Origin of the sequence: Pseudobacteriovorax antillogorgiicola (assembly GCF_900177345.1) — a bacterium.
Lineage (GTDB): Bacteria > Bdellovibrionota_B > Oligoflexia > Oligoflexales > Oligoflexaceae > Pseudobacteriovorax > Pseudobacteriovorax antillogorgiicola.
Genome location: NZ_FWZT01000013.1, coordinates 51,896 through 73,974, shown reverse-complemented (window position 1 = coordinate 73,974; position 22,079 = coordinate 51,896). Strand labels below are relative to the sequence as shown.

Genomic DNA, 22,079 nt, shown 5'->3' with positions numbered 1-22,079 from the left:
AAGACTTACCTTGACCATTCTTCCGTGGCTCGTTAGCATTTTTTAGAATGCGACAGCCTCGGAATCTAAATGCCTACGATAGCGGATCAATCATGGACGAAGCTTTATCACCTGGGCCTGCTTGGTCTTGCTTTTAGCGCCTATGCCAGTGAAACCCTTGTGATCATCTGGTTCTATTTTTTTGCTGCAATATCCATTCTACTTTGGAGGTTTGGCGAGGGTAGCTGGAATCTAGCCAATGGCGTGACGCTCCTGAGGGCCGCTGTAACTCTAGCAGCGCTGTGTAGTTCGTCGCAAACACTCATGTTTGGATTGCTTGTAGCTTTACTCTTGGATGGCTTAGACGGCTTTATCGCTCGCCGCCTTCGCTGTGAGACCCAGGTCGGCAGCATGTTTGACGTTGAATTGGATTCACTTACAGTCCTTTCAATGACCATGTTGATCGCATGGAGCCAAGAACCTCTGGCTGCTGTTATCTTTCTGGGGCTTTTACGTTCCATTGTGGTTGTGCTGCGCTTTCAACTGTGGCCCGCAGTCCTTCAGGAAAGGCGTAGCAGTGGGGGGCGGCTGGTCTTCTTGTTGAGCTATCTCGTGATTCTGGCGCAAGTTGTAGCTCCCAGCTCAGGCTCAACCTGGGCACTTCTATCTGTGGGGATATTACTTACTTGGTCATTTAGTCTCGACCTGATCTTCTTTATGAGACAGAATAGAAGAATTCAAATCAAAAGTAAGCAGCCAGTGAGGACTTAATGGACTCATGCACGATACGAGCAAAGATTCTAGCAGAACTTATAGAGCAGCATGAGGGATGTTTGAGAGAAGACCGAGAGACTCCTTTTGTAACTCTCAGCTTTGCTCAATCTTTGGATGCCTGCCTATCTGCTGAAAAAGATCAATCGACAAAAATTTCAGATTATGAAGCAGACATCTTAACGCACCAGATCCGTGCCATTCACGATGGAATTCTAGTTGGCATCAATACAATATTAGTTGACGACCCTCAGCTCAATGTGCGGCTGGTCGAGGGGCCGTCCCCCACTGCGGTAGTGCTCGACCCAAACCTGGATACTCCAACTGACAGTCGAATCTTTAAACTTAGATGTAAAACGCCAATCATCTGCTGCGACGAAACTGTGCCTCTGAGTAAGAGGGAAGAGTTTCAGGGGGCAACAGGAGCGAATCTATTGGCCGGTTCATTCTCTGAGCCTTTTTATCTCTATAAGATCATGAGTAAGCTAAAAAATCTGGAGATTAAAACCTTGATGGTAGAGGGTGGAGGCCGTACAATCCATGACTTTCTCCAAAATTCATTGGTCAACTACTTTGTGGTAACCTTGAGTCCAGTGTTTCTAGGTTCGCAGCGATCTGTACGTTACAGCAACTTTAGGGTTTCCTTGTCAGGTGTAATTGATCAGGCTCAATATCAGATTCTAGGGCCAGATTTGATTGTCTATGGTAGATATCAAGATCACCGTGCATCATCAGAGATGGTAGCATGCCCATGAATCAAGGGCTGGCGCGACAAATATACTTTCCTGCACCTTATCAGGCTGGTATTAGAGATGTTCAGCTAGAGCCACTAGAACCCTGGCAAGCAAGAGTCCGCACCCTTTACAGCGGTGTGAGTGCTGGCAGTGAGTTACTTGTCTATCACGGAGGCCTGAACCCAAGTTTGCCACTGGATAAAAGTATCGAAGGCCTTTCCCAGGAAAGCTCGTTTCCTTGTGCCTTTGCATATGCAAACGTCGGTGAGATTGAGGCCGTAGGTTCAGGCCTAGATACAGCCCTGCTAGGCCGCAGGGTTTTCTCATTCACTCCTCACCAAGACTATTTCCATGCAAGAATCGAAGATTGGCAACTTATCCCTAATGAGGTTCCGAGCGAGTTAGCGACGCTGTTTCCCAACCTGGAAACAGCCCTCAGCATTGCTATGGATGCTCAGGTTCAAGTTGGAGAGAAGGTTGCTGTTTTAGGTTTAGGAGTGCTAGGGCAATTGACAAGTCGACTCCTAACTAATCAATGGGGAGTTGAAATTCATGGCTTGGACCGTCATCTGAATCGTTGCGAAATATCCGGATTAGCCAAGACTTTTACCAGTATCTCTGAAATGGATCACGATTATCATGTCCTCGTGGAGCTAAGCGGACAAGCTCAAGTTCTACAGGAAGGGATCGAACACTGTGGAACCCATGGCCGCATAATCGTTGGATCTTGGTACGGTGATCAAGGGCCAGGTCCTATATTAGGTACGAGTTTTCATCGACGACGAATTGATTTAGTTAGCTCTCAGGTAAGCGAAATCAATCCCTTATTTAGTAGCTTTCTAGATAAGAAAAAGCGCTTTGAGATCGTTTGGGATATCCTTCGAAAGCTTGATTTAAGCCCTTTGATCAGCCATCGAATCCCATTTGTTGAGGGTCCAGACACCTATCCATGGCTTTCGAAGCAAGCTGGGTCGAGTTTGCAGGTTTGCTTTGAATATTGATCCCGTTAAGAAAGTCACACGAAGGAGGCTCTATGTATGAAGTAGGCATCAAGCGAGAAGTTATCTGCCAGCATTATTTAATAGGCGGCGACTGGGGACACGAGAATTGTCCTCATTCCCATCACTTTGTCATTGAAATGATTCTTTCGTCACCCAATCTCGACGATCATGGCTACGTTGCGGATATTTCAAAATTGAATGTCGCACTAGAGCGCCTCGTTGATAAATATCGGGATCGACTCTTGAATGACCTTCCAGAATTTGATGGTCTCAATCCAAGCATCGAAAACTTCTCTAGAATAATAGCGTCTGAGCTATTTGAAGATCTGGATCGAAGGCGCTTCTCTCAGGGCATGATCAAAGTCTGGGAAGATGGTCAGTCCTGGGCATCCTACAGAGAGACTTTTATTTGATCTATGAACATTGATATATTGCTACCTCACTTTCATGGAGCCATGACAGGTGGCAACCTCTACAATCGAAAGTTAATTACGTATTTGCGCAAAACTTGTCAGTGGGATATTCGTGAGCACTCAATTCCCCGCGGTCGAATTTTCAAAACGAGGAACTTTGGCAGCTCCGCTGGCATCTTATTAGTTGATAGTATTCTGAATCCACTGATTGACCTTGATAAAGATCAGCGTTGTAGAATTGCTATCTGTCATGGTCCATTAGGGGAAGCTCTTTTAGGGGAAAACTTGTCGCATTACGACTTTTCCGTTTTTCCTGGACATTCCCTAGTTGAAGATCTTCGTAAGCACAGGGGTGAAATCCCAAAGCACCAGGTGATCGCACCAGGTATTGATCATGACTTGTTTCACGGTGTGCCTTTGGACAGGCCGCGAAACCTTTGGGTTTCAGTAGGAAGTGTATTGCCTGAGAAGGGCTATCATATTGTATTGGAGGCGATGAAGAGTCTCCCTGGGCCTTGGTCCTATCATATCATAGGCAACAAAAATCTATGTCCCACCTATGCGGACGAATTGAAAGTTCGCGTCGAACAGCTTAAACTCACAACAAGGATCAAATTTCACGGGGAGCTGGATCAGCAACAAGTTGCCCAGTGGTTAAGGAGGGCAGGCCTTTATATAGCAGCCGCTCCTTATGAATCTCATGGAATTGCAATCCAAGAAGCAATGGCGGTGGGTCTACCTATAATGAACTGCGCAGAGGGCGCGCCAAGGTCCTACTTAGCAGAGCATCATGGGTGGCATGTGAAAGCAAGCGCACCAGTGGTTCGGCGATTCCTTCAAGAATGGTTAGCGGAGCGTGTTTATTGCGATCCCTCGCAATCATCGTGGGCCTCTAGAACTTGGGCTGATGTTGGGTCTGATTGGCTAAATTTCTTAGAGTCCTTAGATGGGGAAGGGTGAATCATGCTAAAGTACTTCAGCAGTCAGTGGGGAATGTTTCGTTCGTTAGCAATCTATCGGTGGATTCCAGGCCGTAAACGGCGACTAAGCCGATTCTATGGTAAGTTCATCGATTCGGGGGATCTTTGCTTCGATTTGGGTTGTCATGTAGGGAGCCGAGCGGCCGTCTGGGCGAAGCTCGGGGCTCAAGTAGTGGCTATCGAACCCCAACAGAAATTCTTTCAGCTTCTTATCAAACGCTTTTCTAATAACCGCTCTATCGAGGTCTTGAGGGCTGCCATTGGACAACAAAATGGAGAGGCATCCATACTAGTGAGCGACCAAACGCCAACGGTTAGTACTTTGAGTGAGGCCTGGATTGAGGATGTGCAGCGGGATCGTCGCTTCGGAAAGATCAAGTGGAATCGACGAGAAAATGTACCCCTGTATACCCTTGATCATCTTATCAAAGCTTATGGTCGGCCAGCTTTTTGTAAAATTGATGTTGAGGGCTACGAGGAAGAAGTTTTACAGGGTTTAACAGAACCACTCCCCATGGTCTCGTTCGAGTATATACCTGTAACCAAGGATCGAGCGATCCGCTGTATCGACTATCTGTCGGGGTTAGGAGACTATGTTTTTAATTGGTCTCAGACAGAGTCCATGCGATTTCAATCAGGGCGCTGGTTTAGTCGGGACGAAATGGTTGCTGTTTTAAAGGCGCTTCCTCTAAAGGATAAGTCTGGCGATATCTATGCGTGTTTGGTCTAGGCCGCGGGAGGTAAGACCTTGGCTTGAAATCCTTGGTTCTATCATTTTAGTACTGAGCTGTTTCTACTTTTTTGAATGGTCTGCCGTTGGCACAGCAATTCAGGAAACTCCCTTTCGTGCAGTTGCTTTATCACTTGTACTGGGCTTGGTTCAGGTTTTGATTGGCTTTGAGCGATGGCGAAGTGTGCTTGTTCGAAGCCAGTGTCCTCATAGTTTTTGGCCCACAGCAAAGGTCTATGCTCGCAGTCACCTCTTGAATCATTGCCTGCCTGGCCCTTGGGCAGGAGATGCCCTGCGGACTATAGAGCTGGGAAAAGAAAGTCAATACAGAAAAGTTTTAAAGACTGTTGTTGTGGACCGTCTCTCTCTACCTTTGTCAATTGGCTTTCTTTTTTGCCTAACATGGACGACTCATTTTAGTATCCTTGTATTTGCTACTATCAGTTTAGCCTTATCAGTCCTACTCCTTAGTTTTCATCATCATCTCCTAGGCCGTGCGGTGATCTATTCAGTTCTACTAAATATCATGACTTCGATTATTTTTATCTTGCTCTTAGGTGGCTCGATGGCTGTAACACGGGACTTTGTTCTCGTACTGCCGATCTTTCTCTTCTGTCTGGCTGTGCCTATTAGTTTTAATGGCTGGGGAATCCGGGAGTGGGCAGCCATATCCTTGTTCCACGGCATGGGTTTTCAAGAGGAGGAGCTACTAGCAGGAGCCGTGATGCTTGGCCTCGTTTCATTTGCTTCGGCGGTTGGTTTCGTTCTTCTCATATCTTCCATGACGTTTATAATGAGGTCCCATGAAGAATCTTAGGATCATCATCGTCCTATACCTATTCCATCTCTCAGGGCTAGCCTGGGATGAGCTGTCGTGGGGAACGCTTTTTATACCAAATTATGATACCGCTTGGCTTCTACTATTAGCTGGTTTCATACCTGCCCTGATTCCTCTAGCGAGCGTGATCATTTTTATAAGTATGCTGTTGAATATTGGAGACGGGCTACTTGTCTACTTCATGAATCGCAAGCTCTACTTGGGTCTTGACTGGTTGCTAATCAGAAATTTTTTTCAATATTTAGAGATGAATTATGGGAGTGCTAGCTACCTCATCATTCTAGGGTTATGTATTGTCCTTGGTTTATTACTTTATGGATCTTTCGTTCTTTTGAGAAACCTTAGAGATGATCTGGCTGGGTTAAAAAGATCAACGTTAGCTTGTTTAGCATTTGCCATTCTTATAGCAGGGCATGAAATTCACCACTGCTGCTATCCTAACAAGAGCATGATTGAACGACAACTGGCAAAGGCGTTGCGGAGCTTTTCTCATCGAGAAACGCTCCTGGGTTTTTCTGAATCCTTAGCGGTTCAGAAAGCTAAGACTGAGCCCCTGCTGGCAAATCATCAGCTACCCAGAAAACCGCAGATTTTTATTTTTATTTTGGAATCTTATGGACTGAATGCGTTTGACTTAAGCCAGGAACTTGAGAAACGTTGGAGTCAACTAGGTGAACAGTTTAGACATCGAGCTTACCATTATGGCTCGGGAGTGATCGCGTCTCCTGTGTTTGGGGGGCAATCTTGGATGGCATTTGCCAGCATTAATTGTGGTGTTTTCGTCGATAACCAAATCAAGTTTAAAGCGGTCTTTCGATCTTCCCTCCTTTGTCTACCGCATCTTTTCAATCGCCATGGATATCATACGATGGAAGTCAAGCCAGGCACTAAGTTTGGTCTACTTGCAGAGGAAAAGGAAACCTATAAGTTTCAATCAAGTGTCATTGCTGAAGATTTAGGCTATCGAGGCCCTTACTTTGGGTGGGGAGGGATACCTGATGAGTACACAATCCGATATGTATTCGATCATATCATTTCCAAAAAAGAAGACAAGAAACCTTGGTTTGTTGAGTTTTTCTTGCTTGCTTCCCATACCCCATGGAACGGGCGCCTGCCACTTTTTGGAACTCGCCTTGATATCCTGGAACACCATGGGACGGGGCTGAAGAAGTCTTTCTGGCAGCCGGAAAGCAAGGTCGATGACGCTTATATTGCTAGCCTGATCTACGATCTTGATGTCATTTCCTTTGCGATAGAGAACTATCTTAGTCAGGACGATCTCGTGATTGTCTTGGGTGATCATCCGCCTCACGGAGTGATACCATCTAAGCGGGTAGGTAACTTTGTCCCCTTACATATTATTAGCCCATTTCCACTAAGCAACTCGACTTTTTTAGGAGATGGCCTCATTCCTAGTTCCAAGTCATCTGTTCTCGCAGCGGAAGGCTTTCCTCAATTCTTGATTGAACTTTTATCAACACCATTGCAGACCAGTTCCCTCAGTGAGCGATCATCAGGAATGTAGTTTTAATCAAGCCTTCCTTTATGCTTTATATGGGTATGCTAGTGAGCCCTTATTAACCATCTATGGAGCTTGCTATGACTACTAAAACATTCCAGATAATATCGATACGTTGTCCTAGAAAACTAAGAGGTTTGAACATCGCAGCACTCCTGATCATCCTGCTTGGCAGTAGCTTAGGGTTTGCGGAGATACGCTTCTTAGCCACGGCAGATTGCCAATTTGAAAATGGAAATCAGGATCGCAAGCAGTCATCTAACGAGACTTTTTTGAGAATGTTTCAGCGCTTGGATCGAGACCCGGGCCTACACGGGGTTTTGGTTGCTGGCGACCTCACTCAAAATTCTCGCAAAGACGAGTTTGAATGGTATCTAAGTAGTATTGCTAGTCATCGTGAGGACGTTTTCGAGGGCTTAGGTAATCACGATGTTGAAAGGCCGAGTTTTGGTCAACGCTTAGCCTGTGGTCTTGGTCTGGGATCTTGTGTGTACCCCGACGTTATCGCTCAAACTTTAGATGAAAAAACTCGAAATACCTCTCTGAACCTAAAACAGAAACCCCATTATAGCTGGCTATGGTCTTCTGTTCAGCTGGTTCACTTAAATGTATTTCCCGCAGATGAGCCCGCTCCACAATTTCCTAACATCTCGCCACAAAGGAGTCTTAGTTTTTTGAAAAAGGTTTTACAGGACCAAGTTCACGATAAGACTCAGCAGATAGTTTTGGTTCATCACTATGGCTTTGATCCATTTTCAAAGGGAGCCTATGGCGAGGAATGGTGGACGGAGAGCCAAAGACGTGCTTATTGGGAGGTGCTTGCAGAATACAATGTGGCTGCTATTATCACTGGGCATGTTCACCTTTCTCCATTAAGTAACAACTGGTACATTCCTTGGCAAAGGCCAGAAGGCTTGGGGGGACCTGATCGCATTCACACCTTTGTCGCTGGCGGTGGTCTTAAAGGCGCTTACCTAGAATTTTCAATTGATGAGCAGCAAGTAGAAGTGCTGCGCTACGGAATAGGCGATCAGTTGATTGATCAGAAGAAACTTGATCTTTTTTAGTTGAGACGATCTTCCGCTGGCTCGCAAGCCATCCATGCCATGCGATTCATAAGAAAGGGGGTATGGGGTGTCTGTGAGCGTGTTGGTAGCCACCGCCTCCGGTCCATTAGTGATCGGTACGTTTGGTGCCAATGGGTCACCCGCCGTGGCAGAGGGCTGTGCGCTGCACTTGTCCCCCTGATTCTGGGCTCTTGCCTGTCTTTAGACTTAGTCTCCACTGATTCCTAGTTCCTATACAGCTTGAATCTTACGTTCAGATCGCCTGAGGGAGCGAGCCTAGAACAGGGCCTTGTTGCGGTCCATGGCTGGAGTGGGACACTAGGGGACATAGTTTTTTTTAGTGCACTCAAGGTCCAGTAACTATTGCTATAAAAAGAAATTGCTCATTTAGTCAACTGAAGTTGACGATATCTGTTTTTAGCCGTAACATGCAACTTAAGGAGGACTGAAACCATGAAAGAAATCAGTAGCAAGATTATGGAATCCCTTTATAGTTTCAAGATCATGCCTGGAATTAGGTTTCCAGTACGTTCCACAGTAATTGAGCTTTCAAGTGGAGACCTTTTGGTCCTATCACCTGGCCCTGGCTTAGCTGGGCAGTTAAAAGGGTTTGGGAAGGAACATCGAGACATCTTTGTTGCTTCACCAAACGCCCTTCATTATGCCTATGTGGAAGAATTTCTGTCTACGGTATCGCAAGCTCGCTATTTTGCGCCCGAAGGTGTTCGGAGTAAAAATCCTTCTCTTAGGGATCGTATAGAGCCACTAGAGAAGTTGAAAGCAATCATCGCTCCAGAGATTGAGATGTTTGACATTCAAGGCAATCCCTTTCTTCAAGAAACAGTGTTTTTTCATAAGGCAAATGCAAGTTTAATTGTCACCGATCTCTGTTTTAATATGAGGGAAGAAATGTCTTTTTTAACGGCCCTCTTACTAAGAATGGTGGGAGCCTATCAAAAAGTTGGTCAATCTAAAATTGTGAAGAAAACAACTAAAGATCCTCGCGCCTATAGACACTCTGTTACCGCTCTAAAAAGCTTGGAGCCGAAACAAGTGATTGTCGGCCATGGAAGCGTTATTGAGCAAAGTCAGCTCACTGAGTTTTGGCAAACCATAGGCGCTTCTGGTGACAGCTACTAAGGATCAATGATGACAAGCAATGAAGCGTTTGAAAAAGTAAAACAAGGTTCCCTTGCTCATAGCCTTATTAAGCTGGGGCGGCTAGTCAACGAACAAGGAATCCAAAATGCTCGGCAATTATTTGGCCTACCAAAGCTGAGTCTCGCTCACTTAGAGCTCTTTCCGCACATCGATTTTTGCGGGACCACCGTAGGAGAAATCGCGAAGCGGAAAGGTGTTAGTAAGCAAGCAGTAAGTAAGTTGGTAGGCCAGATGATTGATATGGATATTCTATACATGTCAGATGCGGAAGATGATAAGCGGAAGAAGCTCGTTCATTTTTATACTGAAGGACCTCGGGCGATTCAAATGGGTTTCAAGGCATTGGAGTCTGTCGATGAAGGGTTGAAAGAAATCATCAAGAGCGAAGAATACGAGTTGTTGCTTGCGCTACTCAATCAGCTATTGGCCCGTTTCCAGGAGTGGGACCAAATTTAAAAATTCATCCAGCTGCCTGGTCTTCTTTGCCAGCTTATACTGGCTTCTTTGAATCAACGTTGGGTTCGCCTGATAGAACCAAATGGCCTTGAGTTTGTCGAGGCACTGCTGTCTAGTGAAACCACGAATCAGGTAAGCTTCGAATAGATCCTCGTAAAATGGTTTAAATGGCACTCTAAAGACGTCACGACCACATTGGCGAATTGTTTCTACTAGGTAGGGATTGCGTACAGCGCCACGACCAATCATCCAGTCTTGAATCTGTGGATATCGCTTTTTTAGGGCTTTATAGTCTTCATAGCTAGTGATGTCACCGCTGTAAATAATCCGCTGATTGAGCTTGTTGACGATTCGATCGAAGCGATCAAGATCAACTTCGCCGCTGTATAATGCTTTAGCGGTGCGAGGATGAATGGCAACGGTTTCGAGAGGTAATTGATTGAGCATCTCCACCAAAGCTTCCAGCTCATCGGGCTCCTGGAAGCCAATGCGGGTTTTGATTGATAAAGGAACGCAGATCCTTTCAATGATCTGCTCTAAAAATTCTCTAAGGAAATCCTGGTGGGGTAGGAGTCCTGCGCCCCGGCCACGCCCCGCAGCCATGGGTACGGGGCAACCGAGATTGAGATTGATACTTTTATACCCCAGCGTAATAAGGTGGTTGGCAAGGGCTATAAAGTCTTCGGTATTATTGGAAATGATCTGAGGCACCACAGGTAAGGCTTGATTGAATCGCGGGTCGAGGTCCAGAACTTTTGACTCTTTCCAGCGCCCTCCTGATAAAGTCTTGACGAACGGGGCAATGGCTCGATCGAAACCACTGAAATGCTTCGTAAAGCATTGTCTGAAGCAGGCATCGGTGATCCCCAGAAGGGGAGCCAGATATAGGGTGTCAGGCTTTGCCATCTGATTAAAATCCCAAAAGAGGATCCTATACCTTATTCAGTCTGCTACGGCAAGTTGGAAAATAGTTAGCCTGGACTCTGGCACTGAGGGCATAAATAGCAGCGACGATTATTAAACGACTCTTTTCGAATGAGGCAACCACACTCGTAGCAGGGCTGTCCAGTTCGAGAAAAAACATGATGTCGATACTGCCAGCGTTTGAGTCCGTCAGCTTTGAGTTGCTCCACTCGAAGAAGGTCGTTGGTGATGCCCTTTTGCTCGTAGGCTTGGCGCGATGTTTCCAATATGGTGCTGGCTAGGACCTCTAACTGATAATTACACAGGTCCACGGGTCTCGAATTCGGATGTAGTCGGCTGAGAAATAGTATTTCTGATCGAAGGTAGTTCCCGAGGCCGCAAAGAAACTGTTGATCTAAAAGCAATGTGCTCAAGCGACGACGTCTGAACGAGGTGGATTCTAAGCGTGTCTTCACTGTTTTCCAATCAGTCTCCGAGGATAGTACGTCGGGACCCAGCTTGCTGAGAAAAGGGTGCTTAGCCAGCTCATGACTTTGTAATACTTCAATGTCGCTTGCGCTATATAGAAGAGCAGACCGCGTTTGGTTTCTAATCTCAACCCGAAGTTGTCTCTTCGTCTTAGGGTAGTTGCCAGCCTTACTGATCCTCCAAACTCCGTATAATTGATTGTGGCTATAAAGATGCAAGCCGGAGCTGAAGTCAATCAGCATGGCTTTCCCCCTTGCTTCAACTTTTTCGACAATGTTTCCACGGATTTCAGACTGGTAAGGTTTGAGGTGTTCGAAGGCGAACTGGATTTTTTCAACCTCCAGACCCACCAGTGCTTTGGCAATTCGATCGGCTGCATTCTTAATTTCTGGTCCTTCGGGCATTCCACCTCCTTTACCATCGTATCGGACTAAGATCTGTCTTTGCTGCGACCAATGCCGCAAACGGTAGCAGTTCGTCTAAAGCGTGCTATTTAGAGAAGCCAAAAGTCTTGAATGCAGTCTTAAAGGTATTCACATAGGCTTCCACCGTAGGATCAATCGGGTGGCAATAACCGCCCCCTAAAACATGAACGATTGGAATTCGAAAGGCTCGGGCAAAGGCAAAGACAATTTCGTCACGACGTATTAATCCCTGATGGCTGAGAGCCAGACGTCCGAGGCGATCCTCTTCCAAGGCGTCGACACCAGCTTGATAGAGGATTAAGTCAGGTTCAAAGCTCGCAATTTGTGGCAGGCTCGATTCAAGCCGCTGACAAAACTCGTCATCCCCTGTGCCATCCTCCATTGCGATATCGAGATCTGAGTCTGGCTTACGGGCTGGATAATTCTTGGCCCCATGCATACTAAAGACGAAGGTATATGACTTGTGGCTTAAGAGGCTCGCATTGCCGTCGCCATGGTGAACGTCAAGATCGATGATTGCCACCCGACCAATTGACCCTTCTTGTTTTAACTTAGCAATTGTCACGGCAAAGTCATTAAAAACACAATAGCCAGCTCCGAAATCGAAGTGGGCGTGGTGAGTCCCACCAGCTAGCTGGGCTCCATAGCCATCACGTAGGGCCCCAAGAGCGGCATGATAGGTGCCACCAGTAGAGGCACGGCAGCGGTTCACAAGCCCCTGGGACCAAGGAAATCCGATCTTTTTGTGGGCCCGGTCGCTCAAACTGCCCTCAAAGATTCCATCCACATAAGCGCGGTCGTGGACGAGACATAGGTCATCGAAGCTGGCAAGAGGACTGGGTAGAAAGTCGTTTTCAGCCAAACCAAGTTGCTCTTTCAATTTGAGTCTCGTTTTCAGGTATTTATCCGCTGGAAAACGATGATCGGAAGGTAGGGGAAGTTCGATGTGATCGGCATAGTAAAGCTTCGGTATCATACTAAATTTCCTAGAGTTCATTTTGTTTTCTGGCTCTCAGCAAGTGAATCACGGATCGGCGAATGACTCAACCGCTGCTTTGCAGGGGTGATCGAGCTAAAAATGGTGCCACCGAATCAGGCGAGAACAAATAACCTGAGATCCCGATAATGGTAGGTTGGAAAGCTTAAAGTCCAGGTGAGTGATGGAACAACTACTTCAAGTCAATGACCGAGGCCTCTACTGCCAAAGAGGAGACTTTTACATCGATCCATGGCGCCCGGTGGAGACAGCTCTGATTACTCACGCTCATGGGGATCACTGCTATCGAGGCATGGGGCGGTATATTGCACATGCCCATAGCTGCTCAATCATGAGAATTCGATACGGCTTCGAGGAACAGCAACTCGAATCAGTCGCCTATGGCGAGAGTTTCGAGCTGAATGGAGTTGGTGTGACTTTCTTTCCAGCGGGGCACATCCTTGGCTCCGCCCAGATCCGATTAGAAGCGGGCGATCGGGTATGGGTCGTTTCCGGTGACTATAAACGGGCACCAGACCCTACCGCCCAAAGCTTCGTACCGCTTCGCTCCGATGTCTTCGTGACCGAAGCTACGTTCGCTCTACCGGTGTTCCAGTGGCGCGATACCAGATTGGTAGTGGAGGATGTTTTGTCTTGGTGGCAGTCCATGGCTAAGCTGGGAAAACCAGCATTGCTCTACGCTTACTCCCTTGGCAAAGCTCAACGACTCCTTGCCGAATTACAGTCTCTTTCATCAGGTGGGAGCAGTTGTTACCCAGGGCCGTTGATCTTACACAACTCTTGCGTGGCCTTAACGGAATACTATCAAGAAGCTTTGAATCTAGACTTTCATTATAGGAGTGCTGACGATCCACGGGATTGCTCCGATTGGCAGCAGGCCTTAGTGATAGCACCACCATCTGCCGAAGGCGGGCGATGGATCAAACGTCTAACAGGGGCATCCCAGGCTCTTGCATCTGGCTGGATGGCCCTTCGTGGGAGCAGACGGCGACGGGCTATGGATCAAGGCTTCGTGATCTCAGACCATGCAGATTGGCCAGCTCTCATTAGAACTGTTGAGCAGTCAAAGGCCTCAAAGGTTCTTGTAACACATGGATACAATGATGTTCTTGCTAGGTTTCTTAGGGAAAACCACCGGCTAGAAGCAGAAGACTTGAAGTCTCTTTATGAAGGGGAGGGCGAATGAAAGCCTCAAACCTTCTATCAACTCGATGCCACTAATTCGACGAACAAGAAGTTAGATATTTTAGAACATTACTTACAATGTGCACCCGATGGCGATATCGCTTGGGCGTTATTTTTCCTCACTGGGCGGCGTTTGAAAAGGGTCGTAAGCTCTCGGCTTATGCGGGAGTGGCTACAAGAAATCAATGATATTCCAGGTTGGCTGCTCGAAGAAAGCTATGGGGTTGTAGGCGACATTGCGGAGACTATTGCTTTACTACTCCCAGATAACGAAACAGATCGTGAATTTGCGAAGCTTAATCTAGAAGGTGTGATCACGACTCTGATTGAACCGATGCAAGACTTAAACGAGCAGCAACGTCGAGAAAGGCTCTTACATCTGTGGCGATCGTTTGATAGACAAGAGGTATTCCTGATTAACAAGTTCATTACTGGCGGATTTCGCGTCGGAGTATCGAAAAAGCTAGTGACCCGAGCAGTGGCTAGTGCGTTCAAACTAGAACCTAGCGCAGTGGCTCATCGGCTCATGGGCCCTTGGGCCGTAACTGGTGACTTTGTCGCTAGGCTCCGCAATGCTAGTCACGATGTGAGGGACCATCTAGCTCAGCCATACCCTTTTTGCCTCGCCCATCCCATTGAAGTGGACCCCGAGGCACTTGGCAGCATTGAAAACTATAGCGCAGAATGGAAATGGGATGGCATTCGGTGTCAACTGATCAAGAGACAAGGGCAAACGTTTCTCTGGTCTCGTGGTGAGGAATTAATCAATGATCAGTTTCCCGATCTTCTCGAATTGGCCCAAGATCTTCCCAACGGTACCGTACTCGACGGAGAGTTGCTTGTGTGGGATATCCGAGCAAATCTGCCAGCCCCTTTTCATCAATTACAGAAGAGACTTGGTAGAAAGAAGCCCAGTCCAAAAATCCAAGGCGAGTTGCCAGTCAGGCTTGTGGCCTACGATTTAATAGAGTGGCAGGGGGACGATATTCGCTCAAAGCCCTTGAGATTTCGGCGAGAGATCTTGGAAGATCTTATGAAAGGTCAAAGTTCGATACTCCTAAGCGAAAGGCATGAATGCCGCAGTTGGGGTGAGCTAAAAAAAACTTGGCAAGTTTCCAGAGATAAGCTTGCCGAAGGGCTGATGCTCAAACTCTGGGATTCGCGGTATCATCACGGCCGTAAGAAGGGTGATTGGTGGAAGTGGAAAGTCGAGCCGCTCACACTCGATGTGGTTATGATCTACGCAGAAGGTGGGCATGGGAGGCGGGCAAATCTTTGTACCAGCTATACATTCGCGGTTTGGCGAGGGCAGGAGCTGGTGCCTATTGCCAAGGCCTACACGGGACTAAATCAAGTTGAAATTGTTGAACTTGATCGCTGGATCAAACGCCATACGGAGCAGAAGTTTGGTCCCGTTCGTCAGGTAGAACCAGTTCAAGTTTTTGAACTGGCATTTGAAGGAATATCTCCCTCTGGTCGACACAAATCGAAAATCGCACTACGCTTCCCTAGGATCTTACGCTGGCGCAAGGATAAATCTGCTCCCGAGGCGGATACCTTATCCAGGGCTCAAGATTTACTCAATACCTATGGGGGGCGCCGTGCTTAATCCCCAAGACCCCGTGGAATTCGGCAATGCCTTTCTTGAGACTTTAGGTTGGCAAGCAAAGCCCTATCAGATCGAAGCTTGGGAGGCCTACCGTGATGGTCGAAGCGGTCTTCTGAGCCTGCCGACTGGCTCTGGAAAAACCTATGCTGCGGCAGTTGGGCCCATCTGGAGAGCGGTGCAAACGTCGCGGAAGAAAGGCTTGCAAGTCTTATACATTACTCCCTTGAAGGCTCTTGCCCGAGATATAGAAAAAGCCCTGGCACCGATAGTCGGCTTTTCCGGTAAAACAATTAGTTTGGATGTTCGTACCGGCGACACGTCTTCGTACCGACGCTCGAAGCAGAGGGAGCGTCTCGCAGATGTCCTGATCACCACTCCAGAATCTTTAGCCATTCTGATTTCCTATCGGAATTCAGATCAATTGCTTCAATCTTGTCACTCTGTAATTGTCGACGAGTGGCATGAGTTCTTTGGAACCAAGCGCGGTGCATTCCTAGAGCTTTGCTTATCTCGGCTTCGAGGCTTGAATCCCAACTTACAAACTTGGGGTATGTCGGCTACATTTGGCAATCTGGGCCTTTCGTGCCAAACCCTACTGGGAACCGACAGCCAGGTTTTGATTGTGAGCAGCTCTGAAAAGCGTCGTATTGAAATCACCACCTTAGTTCCTGAGCGTCAGGCTGATCTTCCCTTAGCCGGGCACTCTGGGATGGGGATGATGAAGGTTTTTGCCAAAGACTTTGACTGGCGTAAACCTTCGCTAGTTTTTACAAATACCCGGTCGTTTGCAGAGCGATGGTACCAGGGTCTTATTGAGCAGTTTCCTGACAAGAAAGATGCCATTGGTCTGCACCATGGATCTCTTGATCAAGTGAACCGAACTCAGATAGAAGATGGCCTCAAAAGTGGCGAGCTCAAACTGGTGGTTTGCACTGCCTCACTCGATCTTGGCCTCGATTTTTCCCCGATTGAGCGTGTTTACCAAATTGGTTCACCGAAATCGATTGCTCGACTATTGCAACGAGCAGGACGTTCCGCTCATCAACCAGGTCGTGATAGTGTTATACGTTTTATCCCCACCCATGGCTTTGAGCTTTTTGAAGTGCAGGGCTTGCAGCAAGGGGTGGCCCGGGGTGATGTTGAAAGCCCTCCACCTTGCGAAGGCTATCTTGATGTTCTGATCCAGCACATTGTGACAGTTGGGATTGGCCCAGGTTTTGAACCTAATCAGTTGTTTAATGAAGTGAGGACGGCTTGGGGTCTTCGAAACCTTAGCCGAGAGGACTATGAATGGTGTCTGATATTTGCAAGTAGGGGTGGGGATTCGTTAAAGGCTTATGAGAGATATCATAAGATCACGGAAGTCGACGGTCGCTACCGAGAGGCTGAGCTTCGCATAAGCCGCATTCATCGAATGAACATTGGTACGATTACGGCGGATGCTACAGTACAGGTGAAGTTTCAAGGTGGCAAGCGCCTTGGTCACGTTGAGGAGCGCTATCTTTCTCGATTGAAAAAAGGCGATACCTTTACATTTGCTGGCAGGCGTCTCGCCTTTAATAAGCTCTACAATGGCGTGTGCTATGTGAGCCTTGCTAAAAAAGTTCACAGTCAGACGCCTCGTTGGTATGGTGGTCAGCTCGCACTTAGCGCGCCACTCGCATGGAACCTACGAAACGTGATTGAAAATTTTCGAGATATGATCTGGGCCAGTCCGGTAGAGCCATTGGTAGAAAATATTATTGAAACTCAAGAACGTTTGTCTGCCTTGCCACAAGTCGGTGAAGTGCTAGTTGAACTCTGCCGAACCAGGGATGGTTATCATTGCTTTATCTTCCCTTTTGAAGGAATTCATTTGAACCAAGCTATTGGTCTACTACTCGCTTTAAGGCTTAGCCATGGTGACGATACGAGCTTTCAGGTGTCCGTTAACGAGTATGGAGTCGAGCTTCTCAGTCGACAGCCATTTGATTTTTCCAAAGCTCTCAAAGCTAGCTTGTTTAGTTGTGACAATGTTCTGAATGACCTCACAAAAAGTGTTAATCTCTCAGAGTTAAGTCAGCAACAGTTTCGTACCATCGCACGGATTGCTGGATTGGTGCTTCAGAACTATCCTGGACAACGAAAATCAGGGCGGCAGGTGCAGGTCAGTTCCAACCTCATCTATCAGGTCTTTGAGCGCTTCGAACGGGGCAATCGACTTCTTAAACTTGCAAAGGACGAGGTGATTCATCAGCAGTTCGAGATTCATCGTCTTGAGAAAGCCTTGCAGCGCTTAGAAAAAAGCCGGCTTTTGATAAAGACAGTGGAGCGCTTAACACCGTTTTCCATGCCTGTTTGGGCGTCGAGAGCAGCAACAAAATTCGATTCTGAGAGTCTTCGGGAAAAGATTGAAATCTTAGAAAGTACTTGGTAGGAGGCGTAGATGAGCCACCACAACATACGGCGCGAGCGACGATTGCCGAATGGCAATATGAGAATCTATCTGGAAGATCAAGCTTTTGAACTAAGCACAGATCGATGTATCTACTGGCTTGACGAATCATGGTTGATTCTTAGTGATTTGCATCTTGGCAAGGATGAGAGCTTTCGCTACCATGGGATTCCTATTCCTGGTGAAGTAGGGGAACGAGACCTCGATCGACTTGAGGCTAACATCAAAAAATTCAATCCGAAACGGGTGGTTGTCGCTGGGGATTTCATCCACCACAATTCCAGCCTAAGCACCCATATCATTCGAAATTTTGCGAAGCGTCGCAAGTCATGGGAGTGTGAGTTTATTGTGGTCGAGGGCAATCACGATCGCCACGTACCCGAATTTCCTATGGTTTGGAATGTCCATCGGGTCTATGGTTCGCTGATTAAGTCCAATGTTCGATTGATTCATGATTTGGGGGAGCAGCACGATCCCTGGAATGGCCTGACAATTTCTGGTCACCTTCATCCAGTAGTAAGTGTCGATCTGGGTTTGACCCAGTTGATTCTGCCTTGCTATTACTTGCAGGGCAGCAGCCTTGTTTTGCCCGCCTTCACGTCTTTTTCCACTGGTGCCAAAGTGGAGCCGCTCGACCATGAGAGAGCTTACGTGGCAACTCGTCGCAAAGTTTTGGAGCGGCGGGATTTGGGCTCGGTTCAGCCCTCATGACGGGCAAAAAACGACTTCCGTGTAGCCAATTCAAGGGGCTGAAAATACATAATTAAATCTATTTTTTGCCTCTCCCGCATGGCGTATCCTCATTTTTACGTTGAACGGACGGACGATCGAACCGAGGAAATGCTCGGCGGTTGGCCCGCTAAAGCTCACAAGCACAACGATCAATTAGGGGAGAAACAATTTATGAGCGAAAAAGTGGTTAATCTAAAATTTAAGTCTTTGAAGGATCGCGCTCAAGTCGCAGGAGAGAAGGCTTCAACGACGGCTATTGAGAAATTTACCGCCACCAGAAACCTCATTAAAGAAAGAGCCAGCGAGCGACGTCGCCAGGTGGTTGGTACTATTATAGATAAGGGTATCAACCTAACTGAAAAACAGCTTAACTCCCTTAAAAAATTGCAAAAGCAAGAAAAGAAGAAAAGGGGCTAGGGTGGGTTAGCAAGAAATAGCCCGATGTCTAGGGCCATGGGGATCTCGCACCGAGTGTGGCCGGTCTGCCCCATGGGCTCTTCCAAGATCTTAAATCCTGCCTTCAGGTATAGTTCTTTAGCCTGCACCAGGGCTCCTGTAGTCTCCAAGTAGCAGTAACGAAAGCCGAAGTCATAAGCTTCTATCATTAGCTGCTGAAGCAACGAGAAGCCTATTCCTAACCCACGGCCTGCGGGTAGGACATACATTTTCCTAAGTTCGCACCACAGTTGCGACTCGCCCTCCAAACCAGCGATACCAGCGCCCCCAAGGATCTTATCTGGACTCTCAGCAAGCCAGTAAGCTCGACCAAGGCCATGGTAAGCTTGGAAAAGGTGGTCAACCTCCTCATCAGTTGGCCCGTAGCCAGGTCCAATGAGATCGAACTCATGAGCACATTGTTTTATGATTTCAGCCATGGCGTCGTTATCGGACTCCTCGATGGGTCTGAGGCGGAAAGTTCGTTGAATCTCCATGAATATCCCACATTGTCAATAATTTTGACTCGCTCTCAAATCATATTCAGCCACACTGGTATAAGTACTTATTTTTAGCAAGGAAAAATTTGGTGGAGAACTTGCTCTTAGACCCATATTGGAGGTCATCATGCGGAAGTTGTTAGTCATAGGGTTTGTGTTGGGGGTTTTTATTTTTGTTGGTAGGCACTTCTTTTTAGGGGAGTCAGAACCCATGAGCTTCGATACCCAAGAATTGTCTCCACCCCTTGACCAGCTGGCAGAGAGCATTGAAGATCAGAATTCAGAAGGTCGCACACCTGGGCCAGTCGCAGTCAACGATCATTCTTCTCGCATGGGTTTCGAAAACCCAAACCGCGATCACAAACATGTACCCGATCAGCTTTTGGGCTGGATGGTGACACACCTATATGGCTATCGAGGCACTCAAGAAATCGCAGATTATTTAGAGGCCTCGGAAGTGATGGTTGCGGATGTAGAAGAGGAGATCATATTGTCTCTCGAAGAGCGCGACCAACTCTGCCACAGTATCGGTTATCCTCAGCAATGTCAGCTACTTGAGTCGTATTTCAGACTAGAGCATCATTTGCAGTCTTTACGGGATACTTTGGAATTAAGCGCCGATCATCGGGTGCGCTTGTCGTTAGAGTCTATGATCGAAAGAGATGAGCGTCGCTTATTAGCGATTAAGCAGAATCTCTCTGGTGAAACTCTAAATCCGAAAGGCTTCCCGGCCTACAAGAGCTTGATCGTTCAACTTGCGGATCTTGAGTCCTTTCTTCATCGCCGCGCTTACATGAGACGTCAAATCTAGCTTGACTTGCATTTGTCGGGGAGACCGCGCTAAAGTCGAATGAGCTAGAAACCTCCGGTATATCGTTTCAATTAGGTTGGTGGGTCCATGGCTTTGCTTTCCATTAGTATCCTCGCCCTTGCTGTGGGGCCACTTGTGTTTCAAGTGTTTGCATTAAGTCGCAAATGGCTAAGGCTCCTGGACGGCTTTCTGTTTGTTGCGGTTGGTTGGATCGCTTGTGGTGAGATCTTGCCAGGCGCAATGGAGCGAGCCGGCCCACTAGTTTTATTAAGCATGATGATGGGCCTAGTCCTACCATTTCTGGCTGAGCGCTTATTCCATCATCAAAAAGTGCATCGAGCCGCTGCCTTGGCAGCAATGGCGGGCTTATTTCTTCACGCGCTCACTGATGGAGCCTGGCTAGCCCATGCAGATCAAGGCTTTGGGGTGCACCTGGCAGCTGGGGTTTTGATTCATCGCATTCCCATGGGACTAGCTATCTGGTGGATTGTTAGGCCCAATTTTGGTGTTTCTGCTGCCTTGTGGATGCTAGGCACCATCGCCTGCGGTTCCGTGCTAGGTTTTAGTTTAGGGCAAAACTTGGAACAGGGGTTCACGAGTTTTTGGTTGGAGCACTTTCAATCTCTTGTGGCAGGATCTCTTCTCCATGTCATGATTCATCCATCTGGGTCTCACGATCACAGTCACGAGTCTCATCATAGCGACCATCACGATCATTGCTGCCCGTCTCAAGCCCATCAGCCATGGTATGAAGGGGCAGGCAATATCCTAGCTGTGATTTTTCTATTGAGTCTCGGGCATTGGCAAAATTTTGCCTTTAATGGAGGGCATTCCGATCATGGTCATGATCATGGGAGCATCGATATATGGCCGGCTTTCTTGGAGCTTGCGCTTGACACCGCTCCTGCATTGCTACTGGCTTATGCTATCGGAGGTTTTGCGACAATTTTCTTGAAAGACAGTTATATGAACTGGTTGGGGCAGGGTCGCACCTGGCAACAATCATTAAAGGGAATTTTGATCGGCTTGCCACTTCCCATCTGCTCCTGTGGGGTGGTCCCGCTCTATCAAACGCTGATAAAAAAGGGAGCTCCTCCCTCGGCAGCTATCGCTTTTCTGATAGCGACCCCTGAGTTAGGAATAGATGCCATATTGATATCAATACCTTTGCTTGATGTGCCGATGACTCTGCTTCGGTTGTTGGGTGCTTTGGTGGTGGCCTTTGCCGTTGCTATCATTGTAGGTACATTGATTGCTCGCGAACAAAAACCTACCAAGGACGATCAAGTCAAGGTCACAAGTTCATCGTCATCAAAGCCCAAGAGCTGGCAGGAAAACATGAGGGCGGGCTTGAAAGAAGGCTTTGTTGACCTGGTCGATCACACGGGGCCTTGGATATTGTTTGGGCTCTTTTTAGCATCTGCAATAGGACCAGTGCTAAATACTCATTACCAAGATATCGCGGGCCAGCCCTGGGAAGTTTTGATCTTTGCGTTACTCGGTCTGCCGATCTATGTCTGTGCTTCTGGTGCGACTCCCTTAGTTGCGGTATTTTTAGCCAACGGAGTATCCCCAGGTGCTGCTCTGGCCTTTCTTCTCACGGGTCCCGCGACAAATATTACAACTTACGGGGTGGTTGCGAAGCTTCATGGTCGCAGAGCAGCAGTAGCTTTGGGTGCTTGCGCAGCCTTGGCAAGTATGGTGCTTGGGTATGTGGTGAATGCTTACCTGGGAGATATATCAAGGCCGAGCCAAGGAGTTGAAAGTCATGAGCATGGGTGGTTAAGCTATGGGAGCTTGGCGATCCTTGCTGTGGTTTTTGGTATTTCAGCATTTAAGCAGGGTGCTCGTTCTTATTTGAGAGAGGTTTTTATTCCCCATCATCATTGAACTTTCGTCATGGCAGCATA

At 47.4% G+C, this 22,079-nt stretch carries 21 protein-coding genes and 1 pseudogene; 18 read left to right on the top strand and 4 right to left on the bottom strand.

Annotated elements, in window-relative coordinates; all coding sequences use genetic code 11:
* Positions 1 to 69: 69 nt before the first annotated feature.
* The 11 genes from B9N89_RS17120 to B9N89_RS17070 all read left to right on the top strand — a co-directional run bounded on the left by B9N89_RS17120 (position 70) and on the right by B9N89_RS17070 (position 9,649).
* The gene (locus B9N89_RS17120; protein ID WP_132321081.1) at positions 70 to 750 is read left to right on the top strand and encodes a CDP-alcohol phosphatidyltransferase family protein; all 681 of its coding nucleotides are present in this window, start codon (positions 70 to 72) and stop codon (positions 748 to 750) included.
* Between the two features lie 62 nt (positions 751 to 812).
* Positions 813 to 1,505, top strand: a complete 693-nt coding sequence (locus B9N89_RS17115) for a RibD family protein (RefSeq protein WP_159455440.1) — start codon at positions 813 to 815, stop codon at positions 1,503 to 1,505.
* Positions 1,502 to 2,485 (top strand): zinc-dependent alcohol dehydrogenase, encoded by a 984-nt coding sequence (locus B9N89_RS17110; RefSeq protein ID WP_132321079.1) that lies wholly within the window; start codon positions 1,502 to 1,504, stop codon positions 2,483 to 2,485. The genes B9N89_RS17115 and B9N89_RS17110 overlap by 4 nt, the downstream gene beginning before the upstream one ends.
* A gap of 32 nt (positions 2,486 to 2,517) precedes the next feature.
* Complete coding sequence (locus B9N89_RS17105; RefSeq protein WP_132321078.1) at positions 2,518 to 2,898, top strand: 6-pyruvoyl trahydropterin synthase family protein; 381 nt, start codon at positions 2,518 to 2,520, stop codon at positions 2,896 to 2,898.
* A 3-nt stretch (positions 2,899 to 2,901) separates the two neighbouring features.
* Complete coding sequence (locus B9N89_RS17100; RefSeq protein WP_132321077.1) at positions 2,902 to 3,858, top strand: glycosyltransferase family 4 protein; 957 nt, start codon at positions 2,902 to 2,904, stop codon at positions 3,856 to 3,858.
* A 3-nt stretch (positions 3,859 to 3,861) separates the two neighbouring features.
* A complete protein-coding gene (locus B9N89_RS17095; RefSeq protein WP_132321076.1) occupies positions 3,862 to 4,608 on the top strand; it encodes an FkbM family methyltransferase in 747 nt (248 codons plus the stop codon).
* Positions 4,592 to 5,425 carry a lysylphosphatidylglycerol synthase domain-containing protein gene (locus tag B9N89_RS17090; protein ID WP_132321074.1) on the top strand — a complete coding sequence of 278 codons (834 nt, stop codon included), beginning with the start codon at positions 4,592 to 4,594 and terminating at the stop codon, positions 5,423 to 5,425. The genes B9N89_RS17095 and B9N89_RS17090 overlap by 17 nt, the downstream gene beginning before the upstream one ends.
* Positions 5,412 to 6,971 carry an LTA synthase family protein gene (locus tag B9N89_RS17085; RefSeq protein WP_132321072.1) on the top strand — a complete coding sequence of 520 codons (1,560 nt, stop codon included), beginning with the start codon at positions 5,412 to 5,414 and terminating at the stop codon, positions 6,969 to 6,971. Before B9N89_RS17090 ends, B9N89_RS17085 begins: the two co-directional genes overlap by 14 nt.
* Positions 6,972 to 7,045: 74 nt before the next feature.
* Positions 7,046 to 8,032, top strand: a complete 987-nt coding sequence (locus B9N89_RS17080; protein WP_159455439.1) for a metallophosphoesterase family protein — start codon at positions 7,046 to 7,048, stop codon at positions 8,030 to 8,032.
* Positions 8,033 to 8,485: 453 nt separating this feature from the next.
* The gene (locus B9N89_RS17075) at positions 8,486 to 9,172 is read left to right on the top strand and encodes a hypothetical protein (protein WP_132321068.1); all 687 of its coding nucleotides are present in this window, start codon (positions 8,486 to 8,488) and stop codon (positions 9,170 to 9,172) included.
* A gap of 9 nt (positions 9,173 to 9,181) precedes the next feature.
* Complete coding sequence (locus tag B9N89_RS17070; RefSeq protein WP_132321066.1) at positions 9,182 to 9,649, top strand: MarR family transcriptional regulator; 468 nt, start codon at positions 9,182 to 9,184, stop codon at positions 9,647 to 9,649.
* Here the strand turns inward: B9N89_RS17070 and B9N89_RS17065 are convergent.
* The 3 genes from B9N89_RS17065 to B9N89_RS17055 form a co-directional block, all read right to left on the bottom strand.
* Positions 9,614 to 10,555 (bottom strand): tRNA-dihydrouridine synthase family protein, encoded by a 942-nt coding sequence (locus tag B9N89_RS17065; protein WP_132321064.1) that lies wholly within the window; start codon positions 10,553 to 10,555, stop codon positions 9,614 to 9,616. The two genes, B9N89_RS17070 and B9N89_RS17065, sit on opposite strands and share 36 nt — an antisense overlap.
* Before the next feature lie 65 nt (positions 10,556 to 10,620).
* Positions 10,621 to 11,445, bottom strand: coding sequence for an endonuclease VIII (gene nei, locus B9N89_RS17060; RefSeq protein WP_132321062.1), 825 nt, complete (start codon positions 11,443 to 11,445; stop codon positions 10,621 to 10,623).
* Positions 11,446 to 11,530: 85 nt separating this feature from the next.
* Positions 11,531 to 12,442 (bottom strand): histone deacetylase family protein, encoded by a 912-nt coding sequence (locus B9N89_RS17055; RefSeq protein ID WP_159455438.1) that lies wholly within the window; start codon positions 12,440 to 12,442, stop codon positions 11,531 to 11,533.
* 184 nt (positions 12,443 to 12,626) lie between these two features.
* On the opposite strand from B9N89_RS17055, the gene B9N89_RS17050 reads away from it, so the two are divergent.
* From B9N89_RS17050 to B9N89_RS17030, 5 genes and pseudogenes are all read left to right on the top strand, one after another.
* Positions 12,627 to 13,649, top strand: coding sequence for a ligase-associated DNA damage response exonuclease (locus B9N89_RS17050; protein ID WP_132321058.1), 1,023 nt, complete (start codon positions 12,627 to 12,629; stop codon positions 13,647 to 13,649).
* A gap of 18 nt (positions 13,650 to 13,667) precedes the next feature.
* A pseudogene (locus tag B9N89_RS17045) lies at positions 13,668 to 15,257 on the top strand (ATP-dependent DNA ligase); the annotation flags it as partial.
* Entirely contained in the window at positions 15,250 to 17,673 is a 2,424-nt protein-coding gene (locus B9N89_RS17040; RefSeq protein ID WP_159455437.1) for a ligase-associated DNA damage response DEXH box helicase, read from the top strand. The pseudogene B9N89_RS17045 and the gene B9N89_RS17040, both read left to right, overlap by 8 nt.
* Before the next feature lie 9 nt (positions 17,674 to 17,682).
* Positions 17,683 to 18,402 (top strand): ligase-associated DNA damage response endonuclease PdeM, encoded by a 720-nt coding sequence (gene pdeM / locus B9N89_RS17035; protein ID WP_132321054.1) that lies wholly within the window; start codon positions 17,683 to 17,685, stop codon positions 18,400 to 18,402.
* Between the two features lie 78 nt (positions 18,403 to 18,480).
* On the top strand, positions 18,481 to 18,840 hold the full coding sequence (locus tag B9N89_RS17030; RefSeq protein ID WP_132321052.1) for a hypothetical protein: 360 nt from the start codon (positions 18,481 to 18,483) through the stop codon (positions 18,838 to 18,840).
* Here the strand turns inward: B9N89_RS17030 and B9N89_RS17025 are convergent.
* Positions 18,837 to 19,355, bottom strand: coding sequence for a GNAT family N-acetyltransferase (locus tag B9N89_RS17025; RefSeq protein ID WP_132321050.1), 519 nt, complete (start codon positions 19,353 to 19,355; stop codon positions 18,837 to 18,839). The two genes, B9N89_RS17030 and B9N89_RS17025, sit on opposite strands and share 4 nt — an antisense overlap.
* Positions 19,356 to 19,485: 130 nt before the next feature.
* On the opposite strand from B9N89_RS17025, the gene B9N89_RS17020 reads away from it, so the two are divergent.
* Together B9N89_RS17020 and B9N89_RS17015 are read left to right on the top strand one after the other, a co-directional pair.
* Positions 19,486 to 20,169 (top strand): hypothetical protein, encoded by a 684-nt coding sequence (locus tag B9N89_RS17020; RefSeq protein ID WP_132321048.1) that lies wholly within the window; start codon positions 19,486 to 19,488, stop codon positions 20,167 to 20,169.
* An 87-nt stretch (positions 20,170 to 20,256) separates the two neighbouring features.
* Positions 20,257 to 22,059 carry a permease gene (locus B9N89_RS17015; protein WP_132321046.1) on the top strand — a complete coding sequence of 601 codons (1,803 nt, stop codon included), beginning with the start codon at positions 20,257 to 20,259 and terminating at the stop codon, positions 22,057 to 22,059.
* Positions 22,060 to 22,079 lie beyond the last annotated feature (20 nt).

Coding starts and splice junctions, on each gene's coding strand:
- B9N89_RS17120 (WP_132321081.1), top strand. CDS start 70: ATGCCTACGATAGCGGATCAATCATGGACGAAGCTTTATCACCTGGGC.
- B9N89_RS17110 (WP_132321079.1), top strand. CDS start 1,502: ATGAATCAAGGGCTGGCGCGACAAATATACTTTCCTGCACCTTATCAG.
- B9N89_RS17105 (WP_132321078.1), top strand. CDS start 2,518: ATGTATGAAGTAGGCATCAAGCGAGAAGTTATCTGCCAGCATTATTTA.
- B9N89_RS17100 (WP_132321077.1), top strand. CDS start 2,902: ATGAACATTGATATATTGCTACCTCACTTTCATGGAGCCATGACAGGT.
- B9N89_RS17095 (WP_132321076.1), top strand. CDS start 3,862: ATGCTAAAGTACTTCAGCAGTCAGTGGGGAATGTTTCGTTCGTTAGCA.
- B9N89_RS17090 (WP_132321074.1), top strand. CDS start 4,592: ATGCGTGTTTGGTCTAGGCCGCGGGAGGTAAGACCTTGGCTTGAAATC.
- B9N89_RS17085 (WP_132321072.1), top strand. CDS start 5,412: ATGAAGAATCTTAGGATCATCATCGTCCTATACCTATTCCATCTCTCA.
- B9N89_RS17080 (WP_159455439.1), top strand. CDS start 7,046: ATGACTACTAAAACATTCCAGATAATATCGATACGTTGTCCTAGAAAA.
- B9N89_RS17075 (WP_132321068.1), top strand. CDS start 8,486: ATGAAAGAAATCAGTAGCAAGATTATGGAATCCCTTTATAGTTTCAAG.
- B9N89_RS17070 (WP_132321066.1), top strand. CDS start 9,182: ATGACAAGCAATGAAGCGTTTGAAAAAGTAAAACAAGGTTCCCTTGCT.
- B9N89_RS17065 (WP_132321064.1), bottom strand. CDS start 10,555: ATGGCAAAGCCTGACACCCTATATCTGGCTCCCCTTCTGGGGATCACC.
- nei (WP_132321062.1), bottom strand. CDS start 11,445: ATGCCCGAAGGACCAGAAATTAAGAATGCAGCCGATCGAATTGCCAAA.
- B9N89_RS17055 (WP_159455438.1), bottom strand. CDS start 12,442: ATGATACCGAAGCTTTACTATGCCGATCACATCGAACTTCCCCTACCT.
- B9N89_RS17050 (WP_132321058.1), top strand. CDS start 12,627: ATGGAACAACTACTTCAAGTCAATGACCGAGGCCTCTACTGCCAAAGA.
- pdeM (WP_132321054.1), top strand. CDS start 17,683: ATGAGCCACCACAACATACGGCGCGAGCGACGATTGCCGAATGGCAAT.
- B9N89_RS17030 (WP_132321052.1), top strand. CDS start 18,481: ATGGCGTATCCTCATTTTTACGTTGAACGGACGGACGATCGAACCGAG.
- B9N89_RS17025 (WP_132321050.1), bottom strand. CDS start 19,355: ATGGAGATTCAACGAACTTTCCGCCTCAGACCCATCGAGGAGTCCGAT.
- B9N89_RS17020 (WP_132321048.1), top strand. CDS start 19,486: ATGCGGAAGTTGTTAGTCATAGGGTTTGTGTTGGGGGTTTTTATTTTT.
- B9N89_RS17015 (WP_132321046.1), top strand. CDS start 20,257: ATGGCTTTGCTTTCCATTAGTATCCTCGCCCTTGCTGTGGGGCCACTT.